Source organism: Sphaerimonospora sp. CA-214678, assembly GCF_050942215.1.
GTDB lineage: Bacteria > Actinomycetota > Actinomycetes > Streptosporangiales > Streptosporangiaceae > Sphaerimonospora.
In genome coordinates this window covers 5,138,161-5,158,907 of record NZ_CP192056.1, presented here as the reverse complement: position 1 = coordinate 5,158,907, position 20,747 = coordinate 5,138,161, and the positions used below count along the sequence as shown (strand labels likewise).

21 protein-coding genes are annotated in these 20,747 nt (G+C 69.7%); 13 read left to right on the top strand and 8 right to left on the bottom strand.

Features of this window, described 5'->3' with window-relative positions; translation table 11 throughout:
- Positions 1-2 precede the first annotated feature (2 nt).
- The 6 genes from ACQP1K_RS23040 to ACQP1K_RS23015 all read left to right on the top strand — a co-directional run bounded on the left by ACQP1K_RS23040 (position 3) and on the right by ACQP1K_RS23015 (position 6,947).
- A complete protein-coding gene (locus tag ACQP1K_RS23040) occupies positions 3-950 on the top strand; it encodes an ABC transporter permease (protein WP_433501624.1) in 948 nt (315 codons plus the stop codon).
- Between the two features lie 33 nt (positions 951-983).
- On the top strand, positions 984-2,042 hold the full coding sequence (locus ACQP1K_RS23035; protein ID WP_433497776.1) for an ABC transporter substrate-binding protein: 1,059 nt from the start codon (positions 984-986) through the stop codon (positions 2,040-2,042).
- Positions 2,043-2,058: 16 nt separating this feature from the next.
- Positions 2,059-3,234, top strand: a complete 1,176-nt coding sequence (locus ACQP1K_RS23030; RefSeq protein ID WP_433497775.1) for a Gfo/Idh/MocA family protein — start codon at positions 2,059-2,061, stop codon at positions 3,232-3,234.
- Between the two features lie 32 nt (positions 3,235-3,266).
- A complete protein-coding gene (locus tag ACQP1K_RS23025; RefSeq protein WP_433497774.1) occupies positions 3,267-4,274 on the top strand; it encodes a sugar phosphate isomerase/epimerase family protein in 1,008 nt (335 codons plus the stop codon).
- A gap of 311 nt (positions 4,275-4,585) precedes the next feature.
- Positions 4,586-5,794 carry a cytochrome P450 gene (locus ACQP1K_RS23020; protein ID WP_433497773.1) on the top strand — a complete coding sequence of 403 codons (1,209 nt, stop codon included), beginning with the start codon at positions 4,586-4,588 and terminating at the stop codon, positions 5,792-5,794.
- Between the two features lie 178 nt (positions 5,795-5,972).
- Positions 5,973-6,947, top strand: a complete 975-nt coding sequence (locus ACQP1K_RS23015; RefSeq protein ID WP_433497772.1) for a hypothetical protein — start codon at positions 5,973-5,975, stop codon at positions 6,945-6,947.
- A gap of 207 nt (positions 6,948-7,154) precedes the next feature.
- Here the strand turns inward: ACQP1K_RS23015 and ACQP1K_RS23010 are convergent, their stop codons facing one another.
- From ACQP1K_RS23010 to ACQP1K_RS23000, 3 genes are read right to left on the bottom strand one after another with little or no spacing between them, the layout of a single operon-like run.
- The gene (locus ACQP1K_RS23010; RefSeq protein WP_433497771.1) at positions 7,155-8,240 is read right to left on the bottom strand and encodes an alcohol dehydrogenase catalytic domain-containing protein; all 1,086 of its coding nucleotides are present in this window, start codon (positions 8,238-8,240) and stop codon (positions 7,155-7,157) included.
- A gap of 41 nt (positions 8,241-8,281) precedes the next feature.
- Complete coding sequence (locus ACQP1K_RS23005) at positions 8,282-8,476, bottom strand: ferredoxin (protein ID WP_055479416.1); 195 nt, start codon at positions 8,474-8,476, stop codon at positions 8,282-8,284.
- A 59-nt stretch (positions 8,477-8,535) separates the two neighbouring features.
- Complete coding sequence (locus ACQP1K_RS23000; RefSeq protein WP_433497770.1) at positions 8,536-8,688, bottom strand: hypothetical protein; 153 nt, start codon at positions 8,686-8,688, stop codon at positions 8,536-8,538.
- Positions 8,689-8,783: 95 nt separating this feature from the next.
- Between ACQP1K_RS23000 and ACQP1K_RS22995 the strand changes: the two genes are divergently transcribed.
- Positions 8,784-9,422 (top strand): class I SAM-dependent methyltransferase, encoded by a 639-nt coding sequence (locus ACQP1K_RS22995; RefSeq protein ID WP_433497769.1) that lies wholly within the window; start codon positions 8,784-8,786, stop codon positions 9,420-9,422.
- A gap of 8 nt (positions 9,423-9,430) precedes the next feature.
- Here the strand turns inward: ACQP1K_RS22995 and ACQP1K_RS22990 are convergent, their stop codons facing one another.
- From ACQP1K_RS22990 to ACQP1K_RS22980, 3 genes are read right to left on the bottom strand one after another with little or no spacing between them, the layout of a single operon-like run.
- The gene (locus tag ACQP1K_RS22990) at positions 9,431-10,522 is read right to left on the bottom strand and encodes a prenyltransferase (protein ID WP_433497768.1); all 1,092 of its coding nucleotides are present in this window, start codon (positions 10,520-10,522) and stop codon (positions 9,431-9,433) included.
- A complete protein-coding gene (locus ACQP1K_RS22985; RefSeq protein WP_433497767.1) occupies positions 10,519-11,232 on the bottom strand; it encodes a class I SAM-dependent methyltransferase in 714 nt (237 codons plus the stop codon). Before ACQP1K_RS22985 ends, ACQP1K_RS22990 begins: the two co-directional genes overlap by 4 nt.
- 44 nt (positions 11,233-11,276) lie before the next feature.
- A complete protein-coding gene (locus tag ACQP1K_RS22980; RefSeq protein WP_433497766.1) occupies positions 11,277-12,533 on the bottom strand; it encodes a glycosyltransferase family 4 protein in 1,257 nt (418 codons plus the stop codon).
- 269 nt (positions 12,534-12,802) lie between these two features.
- On the opposite strand from ACQP1K_RS22980, the gene ACQP1K_RS22975 reads away from it, so the two are divergent.
- Positions 12,803-13,828, top strand: coding sequence for a GDP-mannose 4,6-dehydratase (locus ACQP1K_RS22975; protein WP_433497765.1), 1,026 nt, complete (start codon positions 12,803-12,805; stop codon positions 13,826-13,828).
- 269 nt (positions 13,829-14,097) lie between these two features.
- On the opposite strand, the gene ACQP1K_RS22970 is transcribed toward ACQP1K_RS22975, so the two are convergent.
- Positions 14,098-14,778 (bottom strand): TetR family transcriptional regulator, encoded by a 681-nt coding sequence (locus tag ACQP1K_RS22970; protein ID WP_433497764.1) that lies wholly within the window; start codon positions 14,776-14,778, stop codon positions 14,098-14,100.
- A 362-nt stretch (positions 14,779-15,140) separates the two neighbouring features.
- A complete protein-coding gene (locus ACQP1K_RS22965) occupies positions 15,141-16,526 on the bottom strand; it encodes a hypothetical protein (protein ID WP_433497763.1) in 1,386 nt (461 codons plus the stop codon).
- A gap of 365 nt (positions 16,527-16,891) precedes the next feature.
- On the opposite strand from ACQP1K_RS22965, the gene ACQP1K_RS22960 reads away from it, so the two are divergent.
- From ACQP1K_RS22960 to ACQP1K_RS22940, 5 genes are read left to right on the top strand one after another with little or no spacing between them, the layout of a single operon-like run.
- On the top strand, positions 16,892-17,926 hold the full coding sequence (locus ACQP1K_RS22960; protein WP_433497762.1) for an ABC transporter ATP-binding protein: 1,035 nt from the start codon (positions 16,892-16,894) through the stop codon (positions 17,924-17,926).
- Complete coding sequence (locus tag ACQP1K_RS22955) at positions 17,923-18,600, top strand: ABC transporter permease (protein ID WP_433497761.1); 678 nt, start codon at positions 17,923-17,925, stop codon at positions 18,598-18,600. The genes ACQP1K_RS22960 and ACQP1K_RS22955 overlap by 4 nt, the downstream gene beginning before the upstream one ends.
- Complete coding sequence (locus ACQP1K_RS22950) at positions 18,597-19,259, top strand: ABC transporter permease (RefSeq protein WP_433497760.1); 663 nt, start codon at positions 18,597-18,599, stop codon at positions 19,257-19,259. Before ACQP1K_RS22955 ends, ACQP1K_RS22950 begins: the two co-directional genes overlap by 4 nt.
- A 41-nt stretch (positions 19,260-19,300) precedes the next feature.
- Positions 19,301-20,218, top strand: a complete 918-nt coding sequence (locus tag ACQP1K_RS22945) for an ABC transporter substrate-binding protein (RefSeq protein WP_433497759.1) — start codon at positions 19,301-19,303, stop codon at positions 20,216-20,218.
- Between the two features lie 29 nt (positions 20,219-20,247).
- Positions 20,248-20,739: a flavin reductase family protein gene (locus ACQP1K_RS22940; protein WP_433497758.1), complete on the top strand. Its 492-nt coding sequence runs from the start codon at positions 20,248-20,250 to the stop codon at positions 20,737-20,739.
- Positions 20,740-20,747: the final 8 nt, after the last annotated feature.

Here is a 20,747-nt window from a genome sequence, read left to right as displayed (position 1 = left end):
CCATGCTCACCCGCGTACGGGAGGTCCACCACCTCGGTCTGGTCGCGGCGCTGCTCCTGCTCGCGGCCGTGGGAGTCATCACCAGTCCGGACACGTTCGCCACGTCGTCGAACCTGGTGAGCATTCTCGCGCTGGCCTCGACGATCGGTGTGATCACGGTCGGCTCGACGTTCGTCATCATCGGCGGCGGCATCGACCTGTCGGTCGGCGCTGTGATGGCGCTCGCCTCGGTGTGGGCGACGACCCTGGCCACCCAGTCGTACGGGCCGGTGGTGATGGCGATCTGCGCCATGCTCGTCGGCACGGGCGCCGGGCTGGTCGGCGGTTTCCTGATCGCCTACGGCCGGATGGTGCCGTTCATCATCACGCTGGCGATGCTGGTGGCGGCACGCGGGCTGGCCCAGCGGATGTCCGACCGCAAGACCCAGCTCATCCAGCCGGAGAACAACGCCATCGTGGAGCTGTCGACCACACGGGTGTTCGGCCTGCCGCTGCTGGTCTACATCTTCGCCCTCGTCGTGGTCGTGGGCTGGTTCGTGCTCAACCGCACGACCTTCGGCCGCCGGACCTACGCGGTCGGCGGCAACCCGGAGGCGGCCCGGCTCGCCGGAATCGACGTGCGGCGTCACACGATGATGCTGTACGCCCTGTCGGGCCTGTGCTGCGGAATCGCGGCGATCATCATCATGGCCCGCACCACCACCGGGTCCAGCACCCACGGCGACCTCTACGAGCTGGACGCCATCGCCGCGGTGATCATCGGCGGAACCCTGCTCACCGGCGGTCGCGGCACGATCATCGGCTCGATCCTCGGACTGCTGATCTTCACGCTGATCACGAACCTCTTCATTCTCAACGGGCTCAACACGAGCGATCAGCTCATCGCGAAGGGCCTGATCATCGTCATCGCCGTCCTCATGCAGCGACGCGGTCTCGAGTCCCGAACATAGATCCCCCCATTACCCACACGAGGAGCAAGTGCCATGAACAGAAGCGTCGGCCGGCGCGGTTTCCTGGTGAGTGGAGCCGTCGTCGGGGCCGGAACCCTGCTGACCGCCTGCACGAGCAACGCGCCCGAGGCCACCGCGGCCCCGACACAGCAGTCGACGGCCGTCGGCGGCACAGACAACGACAAGCCCGGCACGCAGGTGGTGATGGGATTCTCCGCGCCCGCGGCCGACCACGGCTGGATCGCCGCGATCGCCAAGAACGCCGAGGCCCAGGCCAAGCAGTACGCCGATGTCGAGTTCAAAGCGGTCGAGCCGACCAACGACATCAACCAGCAGATCTCCGCGGTCGAGACGCTCATCCAGGCCAAGGTGGACGTGCTGGTGATCCTGCCTAACGACGGCGAGCAGCTCAACCAGGTCGCGCGCAAGGCGATGGACGCCGGCATCCCGGTGGTCAACCTCGACCGGGTCTTCCCGGACAAGCTGTCCTACCGCACCTGGGTCGGCGGCGACAACTACGGCATGGGCGTGGCGGCCGGGCACTACATCGGCGAGAAGCTCAAGGAGAAGGGCGTCACCGACCCGGTGATCCTGGAGATCCAGGGCATCGCGACGCTGCCGCTGACCCAGGACCGCAGCAAGGGCTTCGCCGACGCGCTCAAGTCGTACGGCTTCAGCGTCACGGCGCAGCAGGACGCGAAGTTCACCGTCGAGTCGGGCACGCAGGTCGCGGGCAACCTCCTGCAGGCCCACAAGAAGATCGACGCGATCTGGAACCATGACGACGACCAGGGCATCGGCGTGCTGGCCGCGATCAAGGAGGCGGGCCGCGACGAGTTCTTCATGGTGGGCGGGGCCGGCTCGGCCAACGCGATGCGGGACATCCAGTCGGGCGGCAGCGTACTGGAGGCGACCGTCACCTACAGCCCCACGATGGCCTCCTCGGCCGTCAAGCTGGCCCGGCTGATCGCCCAGGGCAAGGGCATGAGCGACCTGGTCGAGAACCAGGTGCCGCAGTCGATCACGCTGGCGTCGGAGACCGTCACCAAGGAGAACGTGCAGACATATCTGCCGCTCGGCTTCGAATCCTAGATCCGGGGGAGATCTCGTGACAGAGAGCAGGCCGGCGCTCGGCGTCGGCATGGTCGGGTACGCGTTCATGGGACGTGTGCACTCGCAGGCGTGGCGTGGCGTCGGCGCCGTCTTCGACCTACCGGTCAAGCCGGTGATGGCGGTGCTGGCCGGCCGATCGGCCGAGCGTACGGCCGCTGCCGCCGCCACGCTCGGCTGGGCGGCGACGGAGACCGACTGGAGGCGGCTGATCGAGCGTGACGACGTGGACATCGTCGACGTCTGCACGCCGGGCGACTCGCACGCGGAGATCGCGATCGCCGCGCTGACGGCGGGCAAGCACGTGATCTGCGAGAAACCCCTGGCCAACACCGTGGCCGAGGCCGAGGCCATGACGGCTGCGGCGCGGGCGGCTGCGGCCAGGGGCGTGCGCAGCATGGTGGCCTTCAACTACCGGCGGGTGCCCGCCGTGGCGCTCGCCCGGCGCCTCGTCGAGGAGGGCAGGCTGGGGGAGATCCGGCACGTCAGGGCGCAGTACCTGCAGGACTGGATCGTGGACCCGGACTTCCCCCTGGTGTGGCGGTTACGCAAGGACAAGGCGGGGTCGGGTGCGCTCGGAGACATCGGCGCGCACATCATCGACACGGCCCAGTTCATCACCGGTCAGGCGCTCGTCGGGGTCTCGGCCCTGACCGAGACCTTCATCAGGGAGCGGCCGCTCGCCGAGGGTGCGAGCGGACTCACCGGCGGAAGCCGTACCGGCGAGCTGACGGGCGAGGTGACGGTCGACGACGCGGCGCTGTTCATGGGCCGGTTCGACGGCGGGGCGCTCGGGTCGTTCGAGGCCACCCGCTTCGCCACGGGCCGGAAGAACGCCCTGCGCATCGAGGTCAACGGCTCGCTCGGCAGCCTCGCCTTCGACTTCGAGGCGATGAACGAGCTGTGGTTCTGCGACGCGGCCGACGGCGCGGACGCCGGCTTCCGGCGGATCCTCGTCACAGAGCCGGAGCATCCGTACGCGGGGGCGTGGTGGCCGCCCGGACACGGGCTCGGCTACGAGCACACGTTCGTCCACGAGGTGAAGGACTTCCTGGAGGCGGTCGCCGCCGGGACCGATCCGACGCCGTCGTTCGAGGACGGCCTGCGCGTGCAGCGCGTGCTGGCGGCCGTCGAGGAGAGCGCGGCGAGCGACTCCCGCTGGACGGCGGTATGACGGCGATATGACTGACAGAGAGCAGGTGTGAGATGACGCGTCCGATCACGTTGTTCACCGGGCAGTGGGCGGATCTGCCGTTCGAGGAGGTATGCCGGCTGGCGGCCGAGTGGGGGTACGACGGCCTGGAGATCGCCTGCTGGGGCGATCACTTCGAGGTCGACAAGGCCCTGGCCGACGACTCCTACGTGGAGCGCAGACGGGAGATCCTGGCCAAGCACAACCTCCGCGTCTGGACGATCTCCAACCACCTGGTCGGGCAGGCGGTCTGCGACGACCCCATCGACGAGCGGCACCGGGGCATCCTGCCCGCCCGCATCTGGGGCGACGGGGAGCCCGAGGGCGTACGGCGGCGCGCGGCCGAGGAGATGAAGGACACCGCGCGTGCGGCGGCCAAGCTGGGCGTCTCCACCGTCGTCGGGTTCACCGGGTCGTCGATCTGGCACACCGTGGCGATGTTCCCGCCGGTGCCGCCGTCGATGATCGAGGCGGGCTACCAGGACTTCGCCGACCGGTGGAACCCGATCCTCGACGTGTTCGACGAGGTCGGCGTGCGGTTCGCGCACGAGGTGCACCCCAGTGAGATCGCCTACGACTACCACACCACGGTCCGGACGCTCGAGGCGATCGGACGCAGGCCGGCCTTCGGGCTCAACTGGGACCCCTCGCACATGGTGTGGCAGCAGATCGATCCCGCGGGCTTCATCCTCGACTTCGCCGACCGGATCTACCACGTCGACTGCAAGGACGCGAAGGTCCGGATCGGGGACGGCCGACGCGGCCGGCTCTCGTCGCACCTGCCGTGGGCGGACATGCGGCGCGGATGGGACTTCGTCTCGACCGGACGCGGCGACGTGCCGTGGGAGGACTGCTTCCGCGCGCTGAACGCGATCGGCTACGACGGCCCGATCTCCATCGAGTGGGAGGACGCCGGCATGGACCGGCTCGCTGGAGCCCCCGAGGCGCTCGCCTACATCAGCACGCTCAACTCGATCACCCCGCCCGACAGCGCCTTCGACGCGGCGTTCTCATCCGAGTGACCCGGCGATGAAGGCCTGATCGGCCCGCGCGGTGCGCCGCCCGGACTCCCTCCCCGGGCGGCGCATCGGCCCTCCCCGGATGTTGCATCAGCCCTCCCCCCGGGCGGCGTGCCGACCCTCCCGGGTGTCGCACCGGCCCTCCCCGGGCGGCGTAACGACCCCTCCCGGTGGCGCGCCGACCGTCCTCGGGCGGCGCGCCGACGCCCCTTACCCTTTTCGGATATCGGCCTGTGTCTCCGTACGCCCTTGACGGTCTGTTGAGGACCGTAATAGAACACGCTTCAATGGGACGGGCGGAACGGGTGGGGGCAATGGAATTCAACCTCGTCGATCAGGACCTCTACGCGCGGCGCGGGGCTCCGTACGACCAGTTCCGCCGGCTGCGGGCGAACACGCCGGTCTTCTGGCACGAGGGGGACGCCGGGCGCGGCCGGCCCGGGTTCTGGGCGATCACCAGGCACGAGGACGTCGTGCACGTCTCCCGCCGCTCGGACCTGTTCTCCTCCTTTCGCCGGTTGGCGCTGTTCGACGAGCTGCCGCAGGCCGAGATCGAGCTCCAGCGGCTGATGATCCTCAACCAGGATCCGCCCGAGCACACCCGGCGGCGCTCGCTCGTCAACCGCGGCTTCACCCCCCGGGTGATCGGCCGGATGGAGGAGCACATCAGGGACATCTGCCGGCGGCTCATCGACGAGGTGGAGCGCCTGCCCGAGGTGGACTTCGTCAGGGACGTCGCGGCGCCGCTCCCGTTGTACGTGATCTGCGAGCTGCTCGGCGCCCCGGTGGAGGACCGGGACAAGATCTTCGAGTGGTCGAACCGGCTGATCGGCAGTGAGGACCCCGACTACGCCGCCACCCCGGAGGAGGGCCAGGCGGCCGCGATGGAGGTCTACGCGTACGCCGACGCTCTGGCCGCGGCGCGCAGGGAGGACCCGAGGGATGACATCGTCACCCGGCTCCTGCGTCCCGACGACAGCGGAGAGGTACTGGGGCAGGACGAGTTCAACCTGTTCGTGTTGCTGCTCATCGTCGCGGGCAACGAGACCACCAGGAACGCCGCGTCGGGCGGCATGCTGGCCATGTTCGAGCATCCGGCCCAGTGGGCCCGGCTGGTCGCCGACCCGTCGCTGGCCGCGCGGGCCGCCGACGAGATCGTCCGCTGGGTCTCTCCGGTGAACCTGTTCAGGCGTACGGCGACCGCCGACACCGAGATCCGGGGTCAGAGGATCGCCGAAGGGGACAAGGTGGTGGTCTTCTACTCGTCGGCCAACCGCGATGAGGACGTTTTCGACCTGCCCGACGTTTTCGACGTCGGCCGTGACCCCAACCCGCACATCGGCTTCGGCGGCGGCGGGGCGCACTTCTGCCTCGGCAATCATCTCGCCAGGCTCGAACTCAAGGTCCTCTTCGAGACGCTGGCCCGGCGTTTCCCCGACATCCGCCAGATCGGCGCGGCGACCCGCCTCAGATCCAACTTCGTCAACGGCATCAAAACCCTCCCCGTCGCCCTCACCCCGTGATCTTGCACTTGCTCGCAGCAATGGCGGCTGACCAGCCACAACACATGTCGTGATCTTGCAGTTTCTCGCAGTCGACCTCGCCGACCTGCGAGAATGCCTTTCGTGATCTTGCGCTGGTTATCCACAGAAGGACGGCGAACGGCCTGGACGGATGGCCTGACGGCGCAAGATCTGAGCCATGGAGGACTATCTTTCTTCACCGCTCGCCGGCGCGTACGGACTGACGCATTCCGATCTGTCCAGAATGGTGGCGACCGGACGGCTTCAGCGGATCACTCGCGGCGGCTTCTACGCGGGCACCGACCCACAGGCGCTGGCCGTACGCGCTCGGGCGGTCGGCGTGGCCACCTCACCCGACGTGATCGCGTGTCGCCGGACCGCCGCCTGGCTCTGGGGGCTCGATGTGCTGCCGCCCGGCAAGGGCCAGACGCAGTGGCCGGTGGAGGTCGTCGTGCTCAGTCGTGCTCGTACGCCTCCTCGCAGGCCCGGTGTCGTCGCCTACCAGACCGACCGGCTGTCGCCGTACGACGTCACCACTCTGGGAGGCGTGGCGTTGACCACCCAGGAGCGTACGGCACTGGACTGCGCGCGTTGGTTACCGCGACTTGAGGCGGTCGCGGCGCTCGACCAGTTTCTGGCCAGAGGGGTGTCCAGGGCGGGTCTCGTCGCGTGCGCGGCGGAACTCGGGGGCCGACGAAACGCCAGACGGCTTCGTGAGGTCGTCGACCTCGGAGACGGCGGCGCGCAGAGCCCGCCCGAGAGCTGGGTCAGGGTGCTCGTCACCGACGCGGGCCTGCCCAGACCGCGATCCCAGATCCGCCTCGTCCTCCCGAACGAACGGGTCGCGTATCTGGACATGGGGGTGGAGCGGTATCGGGTCGGGATCGAGTACGACGGTGGTGAGCACCACACCTCCGCCGAGGACACGGCGCACGACGAGTGGAGAAGGGCCCAGATCAGGCGCTTGGGATGGACGTTGGTGATCGTCCGAAAGGACGAGTTGTTCGGTAGCCCGGCGACGTTTCTCGAGCGGGTCGCCGAACGGTTGTGGGATGGCGGGTGGCGGCCAAGCCCGGAGGAGTCCGTACGGCTGCAACGGCAGCTCCGGCTGCTCGGCAGCCCTGAGGCGCGGCATCGTCGGTACGCGGCGTAGCGGGCGGGGGCGTCGGGGCATGCCGTTTCTTCGGCCGCCAACTGCAAGATCACGTACGGCGAAGCCGCAGGTCGGCGGGTATGTGTGCGAGGAACTGCAAGATCACGGAAGTGGTCGGCGCAGTTCAGGGTGCGTGCGTGCGAGCAAGTGCAAGATCACGGGGGAGGGGTGGGGGGATTACGCGGGGGAGGGTGGGGAGGGGTGTCGTCAGTCGAAGACGACGATCTGGCGGAGCACCTCGCCGCTTCTGAGTGCCGCGACGGCCTCGTTCAGGTCGGCGAGCCTGATCCGTGCGCTGATCAGGCTGTCCAGGTCGAGCCTGCCGGCCTTGTAGAGGGCGGCGAAACGCGGGAAATCCCTGCGTACGTCGGCCCCGCCGTACATCGAGCTCAGCAGGTTCTTGCCCTCGAACAGCAGGCTGAAGGCCGACAGCGGAACCTGGTCGTCCATGGCGCCGGCCCCGACGACGATCACGTCGCCGCCGCGGCGGGTCGCCTGCCACGCCGTCATGATCGCGGCGGACCTCCCGACCACCTCGAAGCCGTAGTCGAAGCCGTGGCCGCCGGTCAGCGTGCCGATCGCGTCTTCGAGCCCCTCGGGCGTGCACGCGTGGGTCGCGCCCACCTTCTTGGCGAGCTCGTGCTTGGACTCCAGCGGATCGATCGCCAGGATCGTGGTCGCGCCGGACAGCCTGGCCCCCTGGACGACGGATAAGCCGACGCCGCCGCAGCCGACGACGGCCACGGTCGTCCCCGGCCGCACCTTCGCCGTGTTGAGCACGGCCCCGACGCCGGTGGTGATCCCGCACCCGATCAGCGCGGCGGCGTCGAAGGGGACCTCCGGGTCGACCTTGACCGCGCCCTGCCAGGGGACCACGATCTCCTCGGCCCAGGTGCCGCAGCCCGACATGCCGAACGCCGCCCTGTCGCCGTCGTAGCGGAACCTGGCCTCGGCGAAGCTCTTCATGATGTACGTCATGCAGAGGTTGGGCTGGCCGACGACGCAGTTCTGGCAGTCGCCGCAGGCGGGTGTCCAGTTGATGATGACGTGGTCGCCCGGCTTGACGGTGGTCACCCGGTCGCCCACCTCGACGACCTCGCCCGCGCCCTCGTGACCCGGGATCACCGGCAGCGGCATGGGCAGCACGCCCGACAGCACCGACAGGTCGGAATGACAGACCCCGGTCGCCCTGATGCGTACGCGTACGTCGGCCGGTCCCACCGGCGTCAGCGTGAAGTCATCACGGATGTCGAGTCTGTCGTCGCCTACCGCGTGCAAGAGCGCGCCGCGCATGGGGTCTCCTGGTCGTCCGATCTGCGGGAAGTGGCCGGCGGTCAGTCGTCCACGATGGTGATGGCGGCCTTGGGGCAGGACCGTGCCGCGTGCCGGACCCGGTCGTGCAGCTCGGCGGGCGGTTCCGGCATCAGCACGTGGAGCATGTCCTGGTCGTCGACCTCGAAGACCTCCGGGGCGAGGCCCATGCAGACGGCGTTGGCCTCGCACACGTCGTAGTCGACCTGGATCTTCATGGCGTCTCCTCAAGTCGTGCGGCTGTCATCGCGATCTCATTCTCCGGATCGCTCCGGCCTCACGCCGGCGCCCGCTCACCCGGCCCGGAACCGATCTCGCGGTGATCCCGGGACGCGCCGCGGAGCGGCTCGATCACGGAGGCGACCGGCGCATGGTCGTTCCGGCGGAACTCGGCGATCTCATCCCAGGTCATCTGATCGCGCTGTTTCACGATGCAAAGTAGAACATGTTCCATCAGCGCGGACAAGGGACATGAAACAATCTTGTACGGCAGGCGTCCGGCCGAGCCGTACGGGGGGAGACCGCATGAGCGCGACGACGATGCCCGCCGAGCTTCGCCGCCTGGCCGAGGAGGCCAGGGGGTTCATGCCGCCGGAGGAGGGGCTGGCCCTGTTCGAGATCGCCTCGGTGTACGGCTCCCGCGGCCCCGTCTGCGAGATCGGCACCTATTGCGGGAAGTCGGCCGTCTATCTCGGCGCGGGCGCCCGGACGGCGGGGACGGTCGTGTTCACCGTCGACCACCATCGCGGCTCGGAGGAGATCCAGCCGGGCTGGCCGCATCACGATCCGGAGCTGGTGGATCCGCGGTCGGGCCGGATGGACTCGCTGCCGTTCTTCCGTGAGACCATCGCCGCCGCGGGCCTGGAGGACGAGGTCATCGCCGTCGTCGGCGCCTCCGCCACCGTCGCGAGGTTCTGGCGCACGCCGCTGGGGATGCTGTTCATCGACGGCGGCCACGCGGAGGAGCCGGTGACGCAGGACTACGAGGGCTGGGCTCCGCACGTGACGCCGGGGGGCGCGCTGGTGTTCCACGACATCTATCCCGACCCGGCCGACGGCGGGCAGGTGCCCTACCGGGTCTACCTGCGCGCTCTCGCCTCGGGGCGGTTCAGCGAGGTCCGCGCCGTCGGATCCCTGCGCGTCCTGGAGCGCGTCTCCGATTGACCTCATGGTCAGGCCGGGGCGCGCTCGCAGCCGCAGTCGTCGGTGCCGCCGACCTGGTCGCCTCCCGAGCCCAGATGGCCGCCGGTGTCGCGGAACACGCCCGAGCCGGGCGTGGCCTCCGACAGGGCGTCGGCCGCGAGGATCACCGCGGCCGCCGTGTAGCCCGAGCGTTCGTGCGGGAAGTGCCTGCCGTTCACGAACTGCCAGCCGGTCCAGTAGGAGCCGTCCTCGTGCCGCAGGTGCTGCATGTCGGCGAACACGTCCAGGGCCCGCTCGCGCAGGCCCGTCGCGTCGAGGGCCAGTGCCAGCTCACACGACTCGGCTCCGGTCACCCACGGCTCGTCGCTGACACAGCGCACGCCCAGGCCGGGCACGACGAAGGTGTCCCAGTCCCGGTCGAACCGCCGCACCGCCTCGGGCCCGCGTACGGCACCGCCGAGCACGGGGTAGTACCAGTCCATCGAGAAACGGCTCTTGTCGGTGAACGCCTCCGGGTGGGCGGCGATCACGTGTCCCAGCATGTCGGCGGCGAGCTCCCAGTCGGGCTGAGGGTCGTCCAGCCGCTCGGCGAGCAGCACGCCGCAGCGCAGTCCCTGGTAGATCGACGAGCATCCGGTGAGCAGCGCGTACGCCGCGGGGACCCCTTCGGCGTCACGCTGCCACAGGATCTCGCCCCGGCTCGTCCGCAGGCCGGTCACGAAGTCGAGGGCCCTGACGATCACCGGCCACATCGCGCGGGCGAAGGCCTCGTCACCGGTCACCAGCAGGTCGTGCCAGACGCCCACCGCGATGTACGCGGCGTGGTTCGACTCCCCGGCGGCGTCGGCCGGCGTACCGCCGACCACCTTCATGGGCCAGGAGCCGTCCGGCCGCTGGTGCCGTACGAGCCATTCGTAGCCGCGGCGCGCCTCGTCGCGCAGGCCGGCGACGGTCAGCGCCATCAGGCACTCGATGTGGTTCCACGCGTCGACGTGCCCGTCCGGCCACGGCACGCCCCCGTCGGGCTCCTGGATCGCCGCGATGCTCCGGGCCGTCAGCAGCACCTGATCGGGCGTGATGATCCCGGAGACCGCCGGCAGTGTGTCCGGGACCTCCGTCATGCCGGCTTCCGGACGTAGACCACGACGCTCTTGCCGATCAGTGGGTCGAGCACGGCCTCGGCGACCCGGGTGATCAGAGGACGCTTCATGATGTCCCAGACCAGCAGCTCGTGGTACGCCTTCGCCAGCGGATGCTCGTCGTTCTTGACGCCGACCGCGCACTTGATCCACCAGTACGGCGCGTGCAGGCCGTGGGCGTAATGGTGGCCGCCCACCTCGAGTCCGCAGGATTTCAGCTTCGCCTGGAGCTCCGCCAAGGTATAAATCCGGATATGGCCGCCGGGGACGGTGTGATATTCCTCCGAGAGCGCCCAGCAGATCCGCTCGGGCAGGAAACTGGGCACCGTGACGGCGGCCCGGCCGCCGGGCTTGAGCACCCGGACGATCTCCCGCATCGCGGTCATGTCATCGGGAATGTGCTCCAGGACCTCTGCCGCGATCACGCGGTCGAACGAGGCGTCCGGGAACGGCATGTCGAGCGCGTCGCCGACCACGGTCTCGCCGGACGCGCCGGAGGGCACCTCGCCCTCCTTGTCCATCGCGGCGAACATGGCGGCCACGCCCTCGAGCTCGGCGGCGTCCATGTCGAAGGCGACGACGTCGGCGCCCCGGCGCAGCACCTCGAAGGCGTGCCGGCCCCCGCCGGCGCCCAGGTCGAGAACGCGGTCTCCCGGCCCGACGGGCAGCCGGTTGAAGTCGACGGTCAGCACTCGCCCCACCTTTCGTGATCGCGGGAGGGTTCGGGTCGGATCGGTCAGCGGGCCGTACGGCCGGTGCGGGCCCGACGGGCCGCGATGGCCTCGCCGTACGCCTCGATGGTGCGCCGCGCGACGACCGGCCACGCGTACCGCTCCATCACGCGGTCGTAGCCCTTGCGGCCGATCGCCGCCCGCTCCTGCGGGGAGTCGAGCAGCCGCCGCAGCACGGCCGCGAGCTCCTCGGCGTCGCCCGGAGCGACCTGGACGGCGGCGTCGCCGACGACCTCGGGCAGGGCGCCCGTACGGCTGGCCACCAGCGGTGTCCCGCACGCCATGTGCTCGACGGCCGGCAGCGAGAAGCCCTCGTACAGCGAGGGGACGACGGACACCTCGGAGGTGGCGATCAGCTCGGCCAGTTCCTCGTCGGAGATACCGTGCACGAACCGGACCCGGTCGTGCAGGGACAGCTCGGCGACCAGCTTCTCGGTCGGCCCGCCGGGGGTCGGCCTGCTGACCACGGTCAGGTCGACCTCCCGCTCCGTGGCGAGCTTGGCGATCGCGCGCAGCAGCGTCGCGACCCCCTTCATCGGCGAGTCGGCGCTGGCCACGGCCACGACCGAGCCCGGACGCCTGGGCAACCGCGGGCGAGGGTGGAAGAAGCGGGTGTCGACGCCGAGCGGGATCAGCCGCATGTTGGACTGCGGGACCCCGAAGTCGCGGTGGATGTCGGCGAGGGACGACTCGCTGACGGTGAGAATCGGGCTGAGCCGGGGTGCGACGAAGCTCTGCATGCGCACGAAGCCGTACCACCGGCGCATCGACAGCCTCTTCCATCCCTTGGCGGCTTCCAGCTCGATCCGCCGGTCGACGCTGATGGGGTGATGGATGGTGCCGACCACCGGGAAATGCCGCTGGATGCCGAGCACGCCGTAGCCGAGCGTCTGGTTGTCCTGGACCACGTCGAAGTCCCCGACGCGCTTCTTGAGCTCGCGGTAGGCGCGCAGGCTGAACGTCAGCGGCTCGGGGAAGCCCGCCGTCCACATCGTGGCGACCTCGAGCGCGTCGATCCAGTCGCGGTACTCCCCGAGCTTCGGGGTGCGGAACGGGTCCTCGTCCCGGTAGAGGTCCAGGCTGGGGACCTCGTTGAGTATGACGCCCTCGTCGAGCTCCGGGTACGGCTGGCCGGAGAAGACCTCGACGTGATGCCCGAGTGCGACGAGTTCGCGGCTGATGTGGCGCAGGTACACCCCCTGACCGCCACAGGTGGGTTTGCTGCGGTAGGACAGCAGCGCGACTCGCAGCCTCTCCGCCAAGCGGCACCCCTTTCCAGCCGTTTTCCCAGCCGTGCCCCTGTGGGGGCTGCCAGTGCACCTTACCATTGGACCCCTGTGGGGAAACGGCAAGGTGGAATTGCTCCCCGCTTTACCTACAGGCCGCCGGACCTGCGCGGTTAGCTTACTGGAACGTCATTCGGTGCAACGCGTTCTAGTATCGAATGGCCGGACGGATGGGGCTGTGAGCGGGCATGGCGGTACATTCGCGTCATCACAGACCAGAGTTGGACTCAGGCGAGGAGGATCCGTTGACCAGGCGTGCGCTGCTCACCGGCATCACCGGTCAGGACGGCTCCTATCTCGCGGAACACCTGCTGAGCGAGGGCTACGAGGTTTGGGGTCTCGTACGCGGCCAGGCCAACCCGCGGGTGCCGCGCGTGCGCAGACTGCTCCAGGACGTACGGCTCGTCCGCGGCGATCTGCTCGACCAGGGATCGCTGATCTCCGCGGTGGAGAAGGTGCAGCCCGACGAGGTCTACAACCTGGGCGCCATCTCGTTCGTGCCGATGTCGTGGGAGCAGGCCGAGCTCACCGCCGAGGTGACCGGGATGGGCGTGCTGCGCATGCTGGAGGCGATCCGCGTCTGCTCGGGGATCACCGCCTCGCGCGGGGCGGCCGCCGGGCGGATCCGGTTCTACCAGGCGTCGTCCTCGGAGATGTTCGGCCAGGTCAGGGAGACGCCGCAGACCGAGCGCACGCCGTTCCATCCCCGTTCGCCGTACGGCGTGGCCAAGACGTACGGGCACTTTCTCACGCAGAACTACCGTGAGTCTTACGGCATGTTCGCGGTGTCGGGGATCCTGTTCAACCACGAGTCGCCCCGGCGGGGAGCGGAGTTCGTCACCCGCAAGGTCTCGCTGGGCGTCGCGCGGATCAAGCTCGGCATGGCGGCCGAACTGCGCCTGGGCAACCTCGAGGCACGCCGCGACTGGGGCTACGCCGGCGACTTCGTCCGCGCGATGCACATGATGATGACGGCCGACACGCCCGAGGACTACGTGATCGGCACCGGCCGTACGCATTCGGTCCGTGAGCTGGTGGAGGCCGCGTTCGGCGCCGCCGGGCTCGACTGGGAGCGGTACGTCGTGCTCGACCGGTCGCTGCACCGGCCGGCCGAGGTGGACCTGCTCTGCGCCGATCCGAAGAAGGCCAGGACGCAGCTCGGCTGGGAGCCGACCGTGTCCTTCGAGGAACTCGTCGCCATGATGGTCGAGGCCGATCTCCGCCTGCTGGCCGGCGGCGGCGACCCCGAGCAGTATTCCCCCTGGCCCTGACCACCCCCCTCCCCCCCGTGATCTTGTAATTACTCGCACACGTCCGGCTTGAGCTGCACGGATCGGCTTGGTGATCTTGCAGTTTCTCGCATGTGCCCCCATTGACCTGCGAGTCTCTCCTCCGTGATCTTGCAGTGCAAGATCACGGAGGGTATTACTCGTGGTCATCGGCCTCTTCGTGTAGTTTCTGCAAGATCACGAATGCTGTATCCGCAGGTGGGAAGGCAAGCCTGCGAGTATTCGCAAGATCACGGGGGGGGAGAGGGGGGTTAGAAGTCGGCCAGGAGGCGTTCTGCGGCGAGTTCGATGCGTGACTGGATCTCGTCGTAGGTGCGCTGACCGCGCAGCATCTCCAGGAGCTCGTAGACCCAGATGGCGGCCAGCGACTCGGCGAGCGAGAGCCGCTCCCCGCCGGCGTCGGCCGTACCCGCCTCGGTGCCGGGCGCGTCCGAGACCGTCCTGCCCGCGGTGCCTTCGTCCGCCCGGCTCTCGACGAGGGCGGCCCGCAGCAGCAGCCGCGCCAGCCGGTCTCCGAACGGCGTCTGAACCTCGGCCACGATCAGGGAGCGGATGAGGGCGTCGGCGAGCTCGGGCTCGCGCATGAGGCCCCGGGTGGCGCGCATCAGGAGGTCGACGGCCCGGCCCGCCGGTGTGGCCGAGGCGGGGGGACGGCGCTCGATGCTCGTCTCGAGCAGGTCGATCTCCTCGCTCACCACCGCCACGACGAGATCCATTTTCGAGGGGAAGTAGCGGTAGAGCGTGCCGAGGGCCACGCCCGCCCGCTCGGCGACCGTGCGCATCTGCATGGCTTCGACGCCTCCCCGGGAGGCGAGCGCCGCCGCCGCCTGGATGATGCGCCGGCGTCGCTGGTGCTGGCTTCTGCCGCGGACACCGGTGGCGCCCTTCGGCGGTGGCGCCGGGCCGTCGGCGGCCGCGCGCGAGGTACGCATGAGAACACGTTATCTGATCGCCGTTCTCCGTAAGGATCACCGGTTGGTCGGGGATACCCGCACGCCTGGGCGCTTCTCTGGTTGATCATGCGCCCATGGCCGCCTCGGCCGGATCGCACTCGGGCCGATATTTAGAAGCCGTTCTAGTTTTCCGTTCGAGGGATGCGTGGTGGAGAGGTTCCCCTGCCGCGCCATCCGGCCTCGCCGGGCACGGCGGCGCAGCGCTGATCATTGCGACGGGCACGGCCGGTCGGCCACCGCTCACGGATGCGCTGTGGGGGACGATCTGTGCTGCGGAAGATCATCGTGACGTCCGGCCCGGGGCTCCTTGTGCCGCCGAGGCGTCATTCTCGCCCGAACGATCAGGGCGTGATCAGGTTGGGCAGCGCGAAGAACACGAGCAGGGTGATGGCCAGGCAGATCAGGAAGCCGACCAGCTCCCACGCCCAGTCGTAGTGACGGTCGCGATTCCTGACGCGCTTGCTCCGCGCTCGCGCCCCGCCCTCCCCGGATTTCACGGAGGCCCGGGTCTTCATGGACGCCCGGGTCTCCATCGAAGCCCCGGACTCCACGGAGGCTCTGGTCTCCGCGGCGCCCTCGCCCTCCACGGGAATGGAGACCGCCTTGGCGGCGGCCCGCCGACCGTCGCCGGTCTCCTTCCGCTTCGGCGCGTTCTCCTGATCCAGTGGGCGGAACGCGTCGAACGGTTCTGTGATGGGGTCTGAGGCGGCGGGCGCCGCCGGCACCGGAGCTTCGGACCGCGTGGACTGTGCGGCGGCGTCTGCCGGCGCGTCCACCGCGGGGGGCGTGGCCGCAGTGGCCCGTCGCCTGCGTATGCGGCCCTCGGTGAGCGCGGTCAGCAGCGAGCCGCGCAGCTTGGGCATGGGCTCGGTGGTGGCCTCGTGCTTGGCCCTCCGCCTGGGCCTGGTCGGATCGAGGGAACCGGCCGAGAACGTCTCGGCCTCTGCCGTACCGCCCTGGACCGTGTCGGCGGGGACCGCGCCGGCCGGGAACACGCAGGTGTTGCTGACCTGGTCGGGCGCGCTGAGCGGCAGCGGCCAGGACGGCGCGGTCGGCCACAGCCGCTTGATCGGCAGCGGGGGAGCGGCCGCGGCGGCTTCCGGATCCTGGCTGGGCAGCGACGACAGCACCCGGCCGCGTACGGCACCGGCCGGTCGGTGCCAGGGCAGCCGCGCCAGCACGTCCTCGATGGGGGCGACGCCGATCGCGTCGTAGACCTCGGCCACCTCGGACGTGAGGAAAGGCGCCGACCTGGCGGCCGACACCGCGGTGGCCATCGTCTGGGTGAAGCGGTGCCTGGCCCCGGCGGTGAGGTCCTCGGCCGTGTCCTGGGCGACGTCGAGCACCAGCGACAGCTCGGGCGTCGTCAGCCCGCACACGGCGGACAGCAGCAGCACCTCGCGCTGGTGCGGCCGGATGTCGCGGAAGACCCGCTCGATGAGCGCGGTGGCGGGGTCGGCGGCAGAGTCGACGGCCGGCATGGCGTAGCTGACGTCCCGGCGGTAGATCTCCCGGCGGGCCAGCGCGTAGAGGACGGCACGCGGCGGCTCGGCGAACGGCAGCGCCGCGAACACCGCCACGACGGCGTCGGCCGCCGACGTGGTCTCGCCGAGCTGGTCGTGGCAGTACGCGAACAGCCCGGCGGCGTGACGCTCGTAGAGCTCGGCGACCAGCTCACCCCGGGAGCGCCTCCCGGTGAGCGGCTGAGCGGTGAGCGATGTAGTCACGACCGCCTCCTGGGTGGTTCGTAGGGCAGATGGTAAGCCCGAGGCCAATCATGCCAACACATCACGGGTCGGCGCACCTCAGATGCCTTATTGATAGGCATTCGGTCCCCTTCGCGCATCATTCATGTGTTCGGAATCATGGCCATCCGGACGGGTCGGCAGGTACGGTCGTAAGCTGACGGTCGAGAGTCATCAACAGAAGAGTCATCAACGCGACGGGCATTCGGCAAGGGGCCGGAGGTAAAAGCAGGGAGCCGGGCGGGCTACAGAGCCGGGAGGCGAGGGCGGGTTCGGGGGGCCGGCGGCGCGGGGGATGGGCACGATCCCGGCGGCACCGGCAGGACGGGAACGACGGGACGAAACCCTTGATCATATTCGATGGCGTCACCAAGCGCTATCAGGACGGCACGGTCGCCGTGGACGACCTGAGCATCGAGGTGCCCGGCGGGGCGATCACCGTGCTCGTCGGACCGTCCGGATGCGGCAAGACCACCTCGCTGCGGATGATCAACCGGATGGTCGACGCCTCCTCCGGCCGGATTCTGCTGGACGGCAGGGACATAAGGGACGCCGACCCGGCCACGTTGCGCCGGGGCATCGGATACGTGATCCAGCACGCCGGTCTGTTCCCGCACCGCAGGATCGTGGACAACGTGGCGACCGTGCCGTACCTGCTGGGCTGGAACAGGAAGAAGGCCCGGGCGCGCGCGATGGAGCTGATCGAGCTCGTGGGCCTCGACCCGAAGCTGGCGACGCGCTATCCGTTCCAGCTCTCCGGCGGCCAGCAGCAGCGCGTCGGGGTGGCCAGGGCGCTCGCGGCCGATCCGCCCGTGCTGCTGATGGACGAGCCGTTCAGCGCCGTCGACCCCGTGGTGCGTACCGGCCTGCAGGACGAACTGCTGCGCCTGCAGACCGAACTGCGCAAGACGATCGTGTTCGTCACCCACGACATCGACGAGGCGATCAAGCTGGGCGACACGGTCGCGGTCCTGCGCACGGGAGGCAGGCTCGCCCAGATGGCGGGACCGGCCACGCTGCTCAGCGAGCCGGCCGACGGCTTCGTCCGGGGGTTCCTCGGCCGTGACCGCGGCATCCGCCGGCTGTCCTTCATCTCGGCGAAGGACGTCCGGCTCGCCCCCGTCCCCGCCGATCTCGTCCTCGACGACGAGAACCGCCCGCTCGGCGCGCACGCCGACGACCGGGCCCTGCCGTACGGAACCTTCGACCCGGAGACCGACTCGATGCGTGTGGCGCTGGACGCGGCGCTGCTCTCGCCCGATGGGACGGCGGTGGCCGTCGACGGAGACGGCCGTGTGCTCGGGGTGGCGACGCGGGAGGCGCTCGACGCGGTGCTGCGGAAGTACGCCGGCGGGCAGACCGGAGATGGGACGCCCACATGAGGAGCGAGCCGCTGATCCGCTGGGACTGGATCACGCGGAACTGGGACAACGGCAGCCCGTCGGCGATAAGCACGCTGCTGGAGAGCCACATGCTGATGGCCTTCGTCCCGGTGCTGCTCGGGCTGCTCGTCGCCCTGCCGCTCGGCCTGGCCTGCGTACGCTGGCCCCGCCTCTACCAGCCCACCGCCGGTCTGGTGAACGTGACGTACGCGCTGCCGTCGCTCGTGCTCTTCTCGATCTTCCTGTCCGTCACCGGGCTGACCCCGGCGACGGTCATCGTGCCGCTGACGTTCTTCACGCTGGCCGTGCTGATCCCCGCGGTGGTGGACGGGCTGGCCTCGGTGCCCGACCACGTGCGCCAGTCCGCGACGGCGATGGGCTTCCGGCCGCTGCGCCGGCTGCTCCAGGTCGAGCTGCCGGTCGCCGTGCCGGTGGTCCTCGCGGGTACGCGGGTGGCGACCGTGTCCAGCATCAGCCTGGTCAGCGTCGGCGCACTGATCGGGCAGGGCGGCCTCGGCAACCTCTTCATCGACGGCTGGCAGCGTCAGTTCTACACGCCGATCATCGTGGGGATCGTGCTCATCGTGGTGCTCGCCGTGCTCGCCGACGGTCTGCTCGTGCTCGCCCAGCGGCTGCTGACCCCCTGGTCCCGGGCACGACGGGACGCGCGATGAACTGGCTGATCGACTTCTTCGGCGACGCGGACCACTGGTCCGGCCCGTACGGCATCCCGGCCCGGCTGCTCGAGCACCTGGCGTTCTCCGGGATCGCGTTCCTGATCGCGGCGTCGATCGCCGTGCCGCTCGGCATGCTGATCGGGCACACGGGCCGGGGAGCGCTGCTCGTCGTCGTCTCGGCGAACGCCGCCCGGGCACTTCCCACGCTCGGCCTGCTCGTGCTCGTCGTGCTGCTGGCCGGTGTCGGCACCGCGCTGCCGGTCCTGATCCCGCTGATCGTGCTGGCCGTCCCGCCGATCCTCGTGAACACCTACGAGGGCGTACGCGGGGTCGACCCCGACCTGCGCGACGCGGCGTACGGCATGGGCCTGCGCGGCCGGCAGGTCCTCTTCCAGGCGTTGACGCCGGTCGCGCTGCCGCTGATCCTGCTCGGCCTGCGGCTCGCCGCGATCCAGGTGGTGTCGACGGCCACGATCGCGGCCTTCGTCGGGCTGGGCGGGCTCGGGCGGTTCATCATCGACGGCATCGCCACCAGGACGTACGCCGACGTGATCGGGGGAGCGGTCCTCGCGGCCGGGCTCGCCCTGGCCGTCCAGTTCGGATTCACGCTGCTCCAGCGGGTGACCGTCTCGCCGGGGGTGCGCAACCTCCGCTGATCTGCTGATTTTTCCTGCTATCCCAATCCGTGAAGGGATTCATGATGATGCGACGTATCTTCGGCGCGGCCGCCGCAGTCCTGGCGACCGCGCTCGCCTTATCCGGCTGCGGCGGGGGCGACCCGCTGTCCGCCCCGGCCACCTCAGCGCCCGCCGCCTCAGAAGGGACGGCGGGGCCGGTCGTGGTCGGCTCCTTCGACTTCCCCGAGAGCGTCCTGCTCGCCTCGATCTACGCGCAGGGCCTGCGCGCGAAGGGCGTCACGGTCGAGGAGAAGCCCAACATCGGCAGCCGCGAGGTCGTCTACGACCAGATCAAGAGCGGCGGGCTGACCGTCCTGCCCGAGTACGTCGGCTCACTGCTGGCGTTCGTCGACAAGAACAGCACCGCCAGGACCAAGGAAGAGATCGTCGCCGAGCTGAAGGCCAAGCTCTCAGAGGGACTCCAGCTCCTGGCGCCGTCGGCGGCGGAGGACAACAACTCGCTGAGCGTGACCAGGGAGACCGCCGACAAGCACGGCCTGGCCACGATGGAGGACCTCGCCAAGGTGTCCGAGGACTTCGTCGTCGGCGGCCCGCCCGAGTTCAAGCAGCGCCAGCAGGAGAACCTCAAGAGCGTCTACGGCATCGAGTTCAAGGAGTGGAAGCCGACCGGTGCGACCACCGCCGACGCCATCAAGAGCGGCACGATCCAGGTCGGCAACGTGTTCACCACCGACCCCAAGATCGTGCTGAATGATCTGGTGCCGTTGCAGGACACCAAGAACGCCTTCGGCGCCGAGAACATCGCTCCCCTGGTCTACACGGCGGGCGTCGACGCCACGGTCACCTCGACCCTCGACGCGATCTCGATCAAGCTCGACACCGCCACGCTCGTGTCGCTGATGAAGCGGATCGCCGTCGACAAGGAGGATCCGCCGGCGGTGGCCGCGGACTGGCTCACCCAGAATGGGCTCGTCTGACTCGTCCGGCGGAGCGAGGGGGAGAAGGAGTGGGATCGTTGAGCGGCCCGTTCACGGAGGCGATGGCTCAGGCGGCGGCCGGGGTGGCGGTGGTCACCGTACGAGACGGCCGCGACGACCTCGGTGTCACCGTGACATCCCTGACATCGGTGTCGCTCGACCCTCCCCTCGTACTGATCGGACTGGGCTCGGCGAGCTACCTGACCGAGGTGCTGCTGCGCCGGGACCGGTGGGCGGTGAGCCTGCTCGCCGACGGCCAGCAGGCGATCGCCTCGCGGTTCGCCGCCGCCGGCCGGCCCGGTGCGCGCCTGCTGCTGTCGGGGGTCGCCCACCATCGCGGCCCGTACAGCGACGCCCTGGTCGTGGACGGCGGCGTCGCCGCGATCGAGGTCGAGACGGTGCGGGTCGTCCCGGCGGGCGACCACACCCTGTTCATCGGCGAGGTCCACGCGGTCGACTATGTGGATGCCGGGAGAACACCGTTCGTCCGGCTTCGCGGCCGGTATCGTCTGGTGCGCTGACCCCCGAT

Excerpts from the sequence above, each read along its gene's own strand:
- ACQP1K_RS23040 (WP_433501624.1), top strand. The coding sequence starts at position 3 with ATGCTCACCCGCGTACGGGAGGTCCACCACCTCGGTCTGGTCGCGGCG.
- ACQP1K_RS23035 (WP_433497776.1), top strand. The coding sequence starts at position 984 with ATGAACAGAAGCGTCGGCCGGCGCGGTTTCCTGGTGAGTGGAGCCGTC.
- ACQP1K_RS23025 (WP_433497774.1), top strand. The coding sequence starts at position 3,267 with ATGACGCGTCCGATCACGTTGTTCACCGGGCAGTGGGCGGATCTGCCG.
- ACQP1K_RS23020 (WP_433497773.1), top strand. The coding sequence starts at position 4,586 with ATGGAATTCAACCTCGTCGATCAGGACCTCTACGCGCGGCGCGGGGCT.
- ACQP1K_RS23015 (WP_433497772.1), top strand. The coding sequence starts at position 5,973 with ATGGAGGACTATCTTTCTTCACCGCTCGCCGGCGCGTACGGACTGACG.
- ACQP1K_RS23010 (WP_433497771.1), bottom strand. The coding sequence starts at position 8,240 with ATGCGCGGCGCGCTCTTGCACGCGGTAGGCGACGACAGACTCGACATC.
- ACQP1K_RS23005 (WP_055479416.1), bottom strand. The coding sequence starts at position 8,476 with ATGAAGATCCAGGTCGACTACGACGTGTGCGAGGCCAACGCCGTCTGC.
- ACQP1K_RS22995 (WP_433497769.1), top strand. The coding sequence starts at position 8,784 with ATGAGCGCGACGACGATGCCCGCCGAGCTTCGCCGCCTGGCCGAGGAG.
- ACQP1K_RS22990 (WP_433497768.1), bottom strand. The coding sequence starts at position 10,522 with ATGACGGAGGTCCCGGACACACTGCCGGCGGTCTCCGGGATCATCACG.
- ACQP1K_RS22970 (WP_433497764.1), bottom strand. The coding sequence starts at position 14,778 with ATGCGTACCTCGCGCGCGGCCGCCGACGGCCCGGCGCCACCGCCGAAG.
- ACQP1K_RS22955 (WP_433497761.1), top strand. The coding sequence starts at position 17,923 with ATGAGGAGCGAGCCGCTGATCCGCTGGGACTGGATCACGCGGAACTGG.
- ACQP1K_RS22950 (WP_433497760.1), top strand. The coding sequence starts at position 18,597 with ATGAACTGGCTGATCGACTTCTTCGGCGACGCGGACCACTGGTCCGGC.
- ACQP1K_RS22945 (WP_433497759.1), top strand. The coding sequence starts at position 19,301 with ATGATGATGCGACGTATCTTCGGCGCGGCCGCCGCAGTCCTGGCGACC.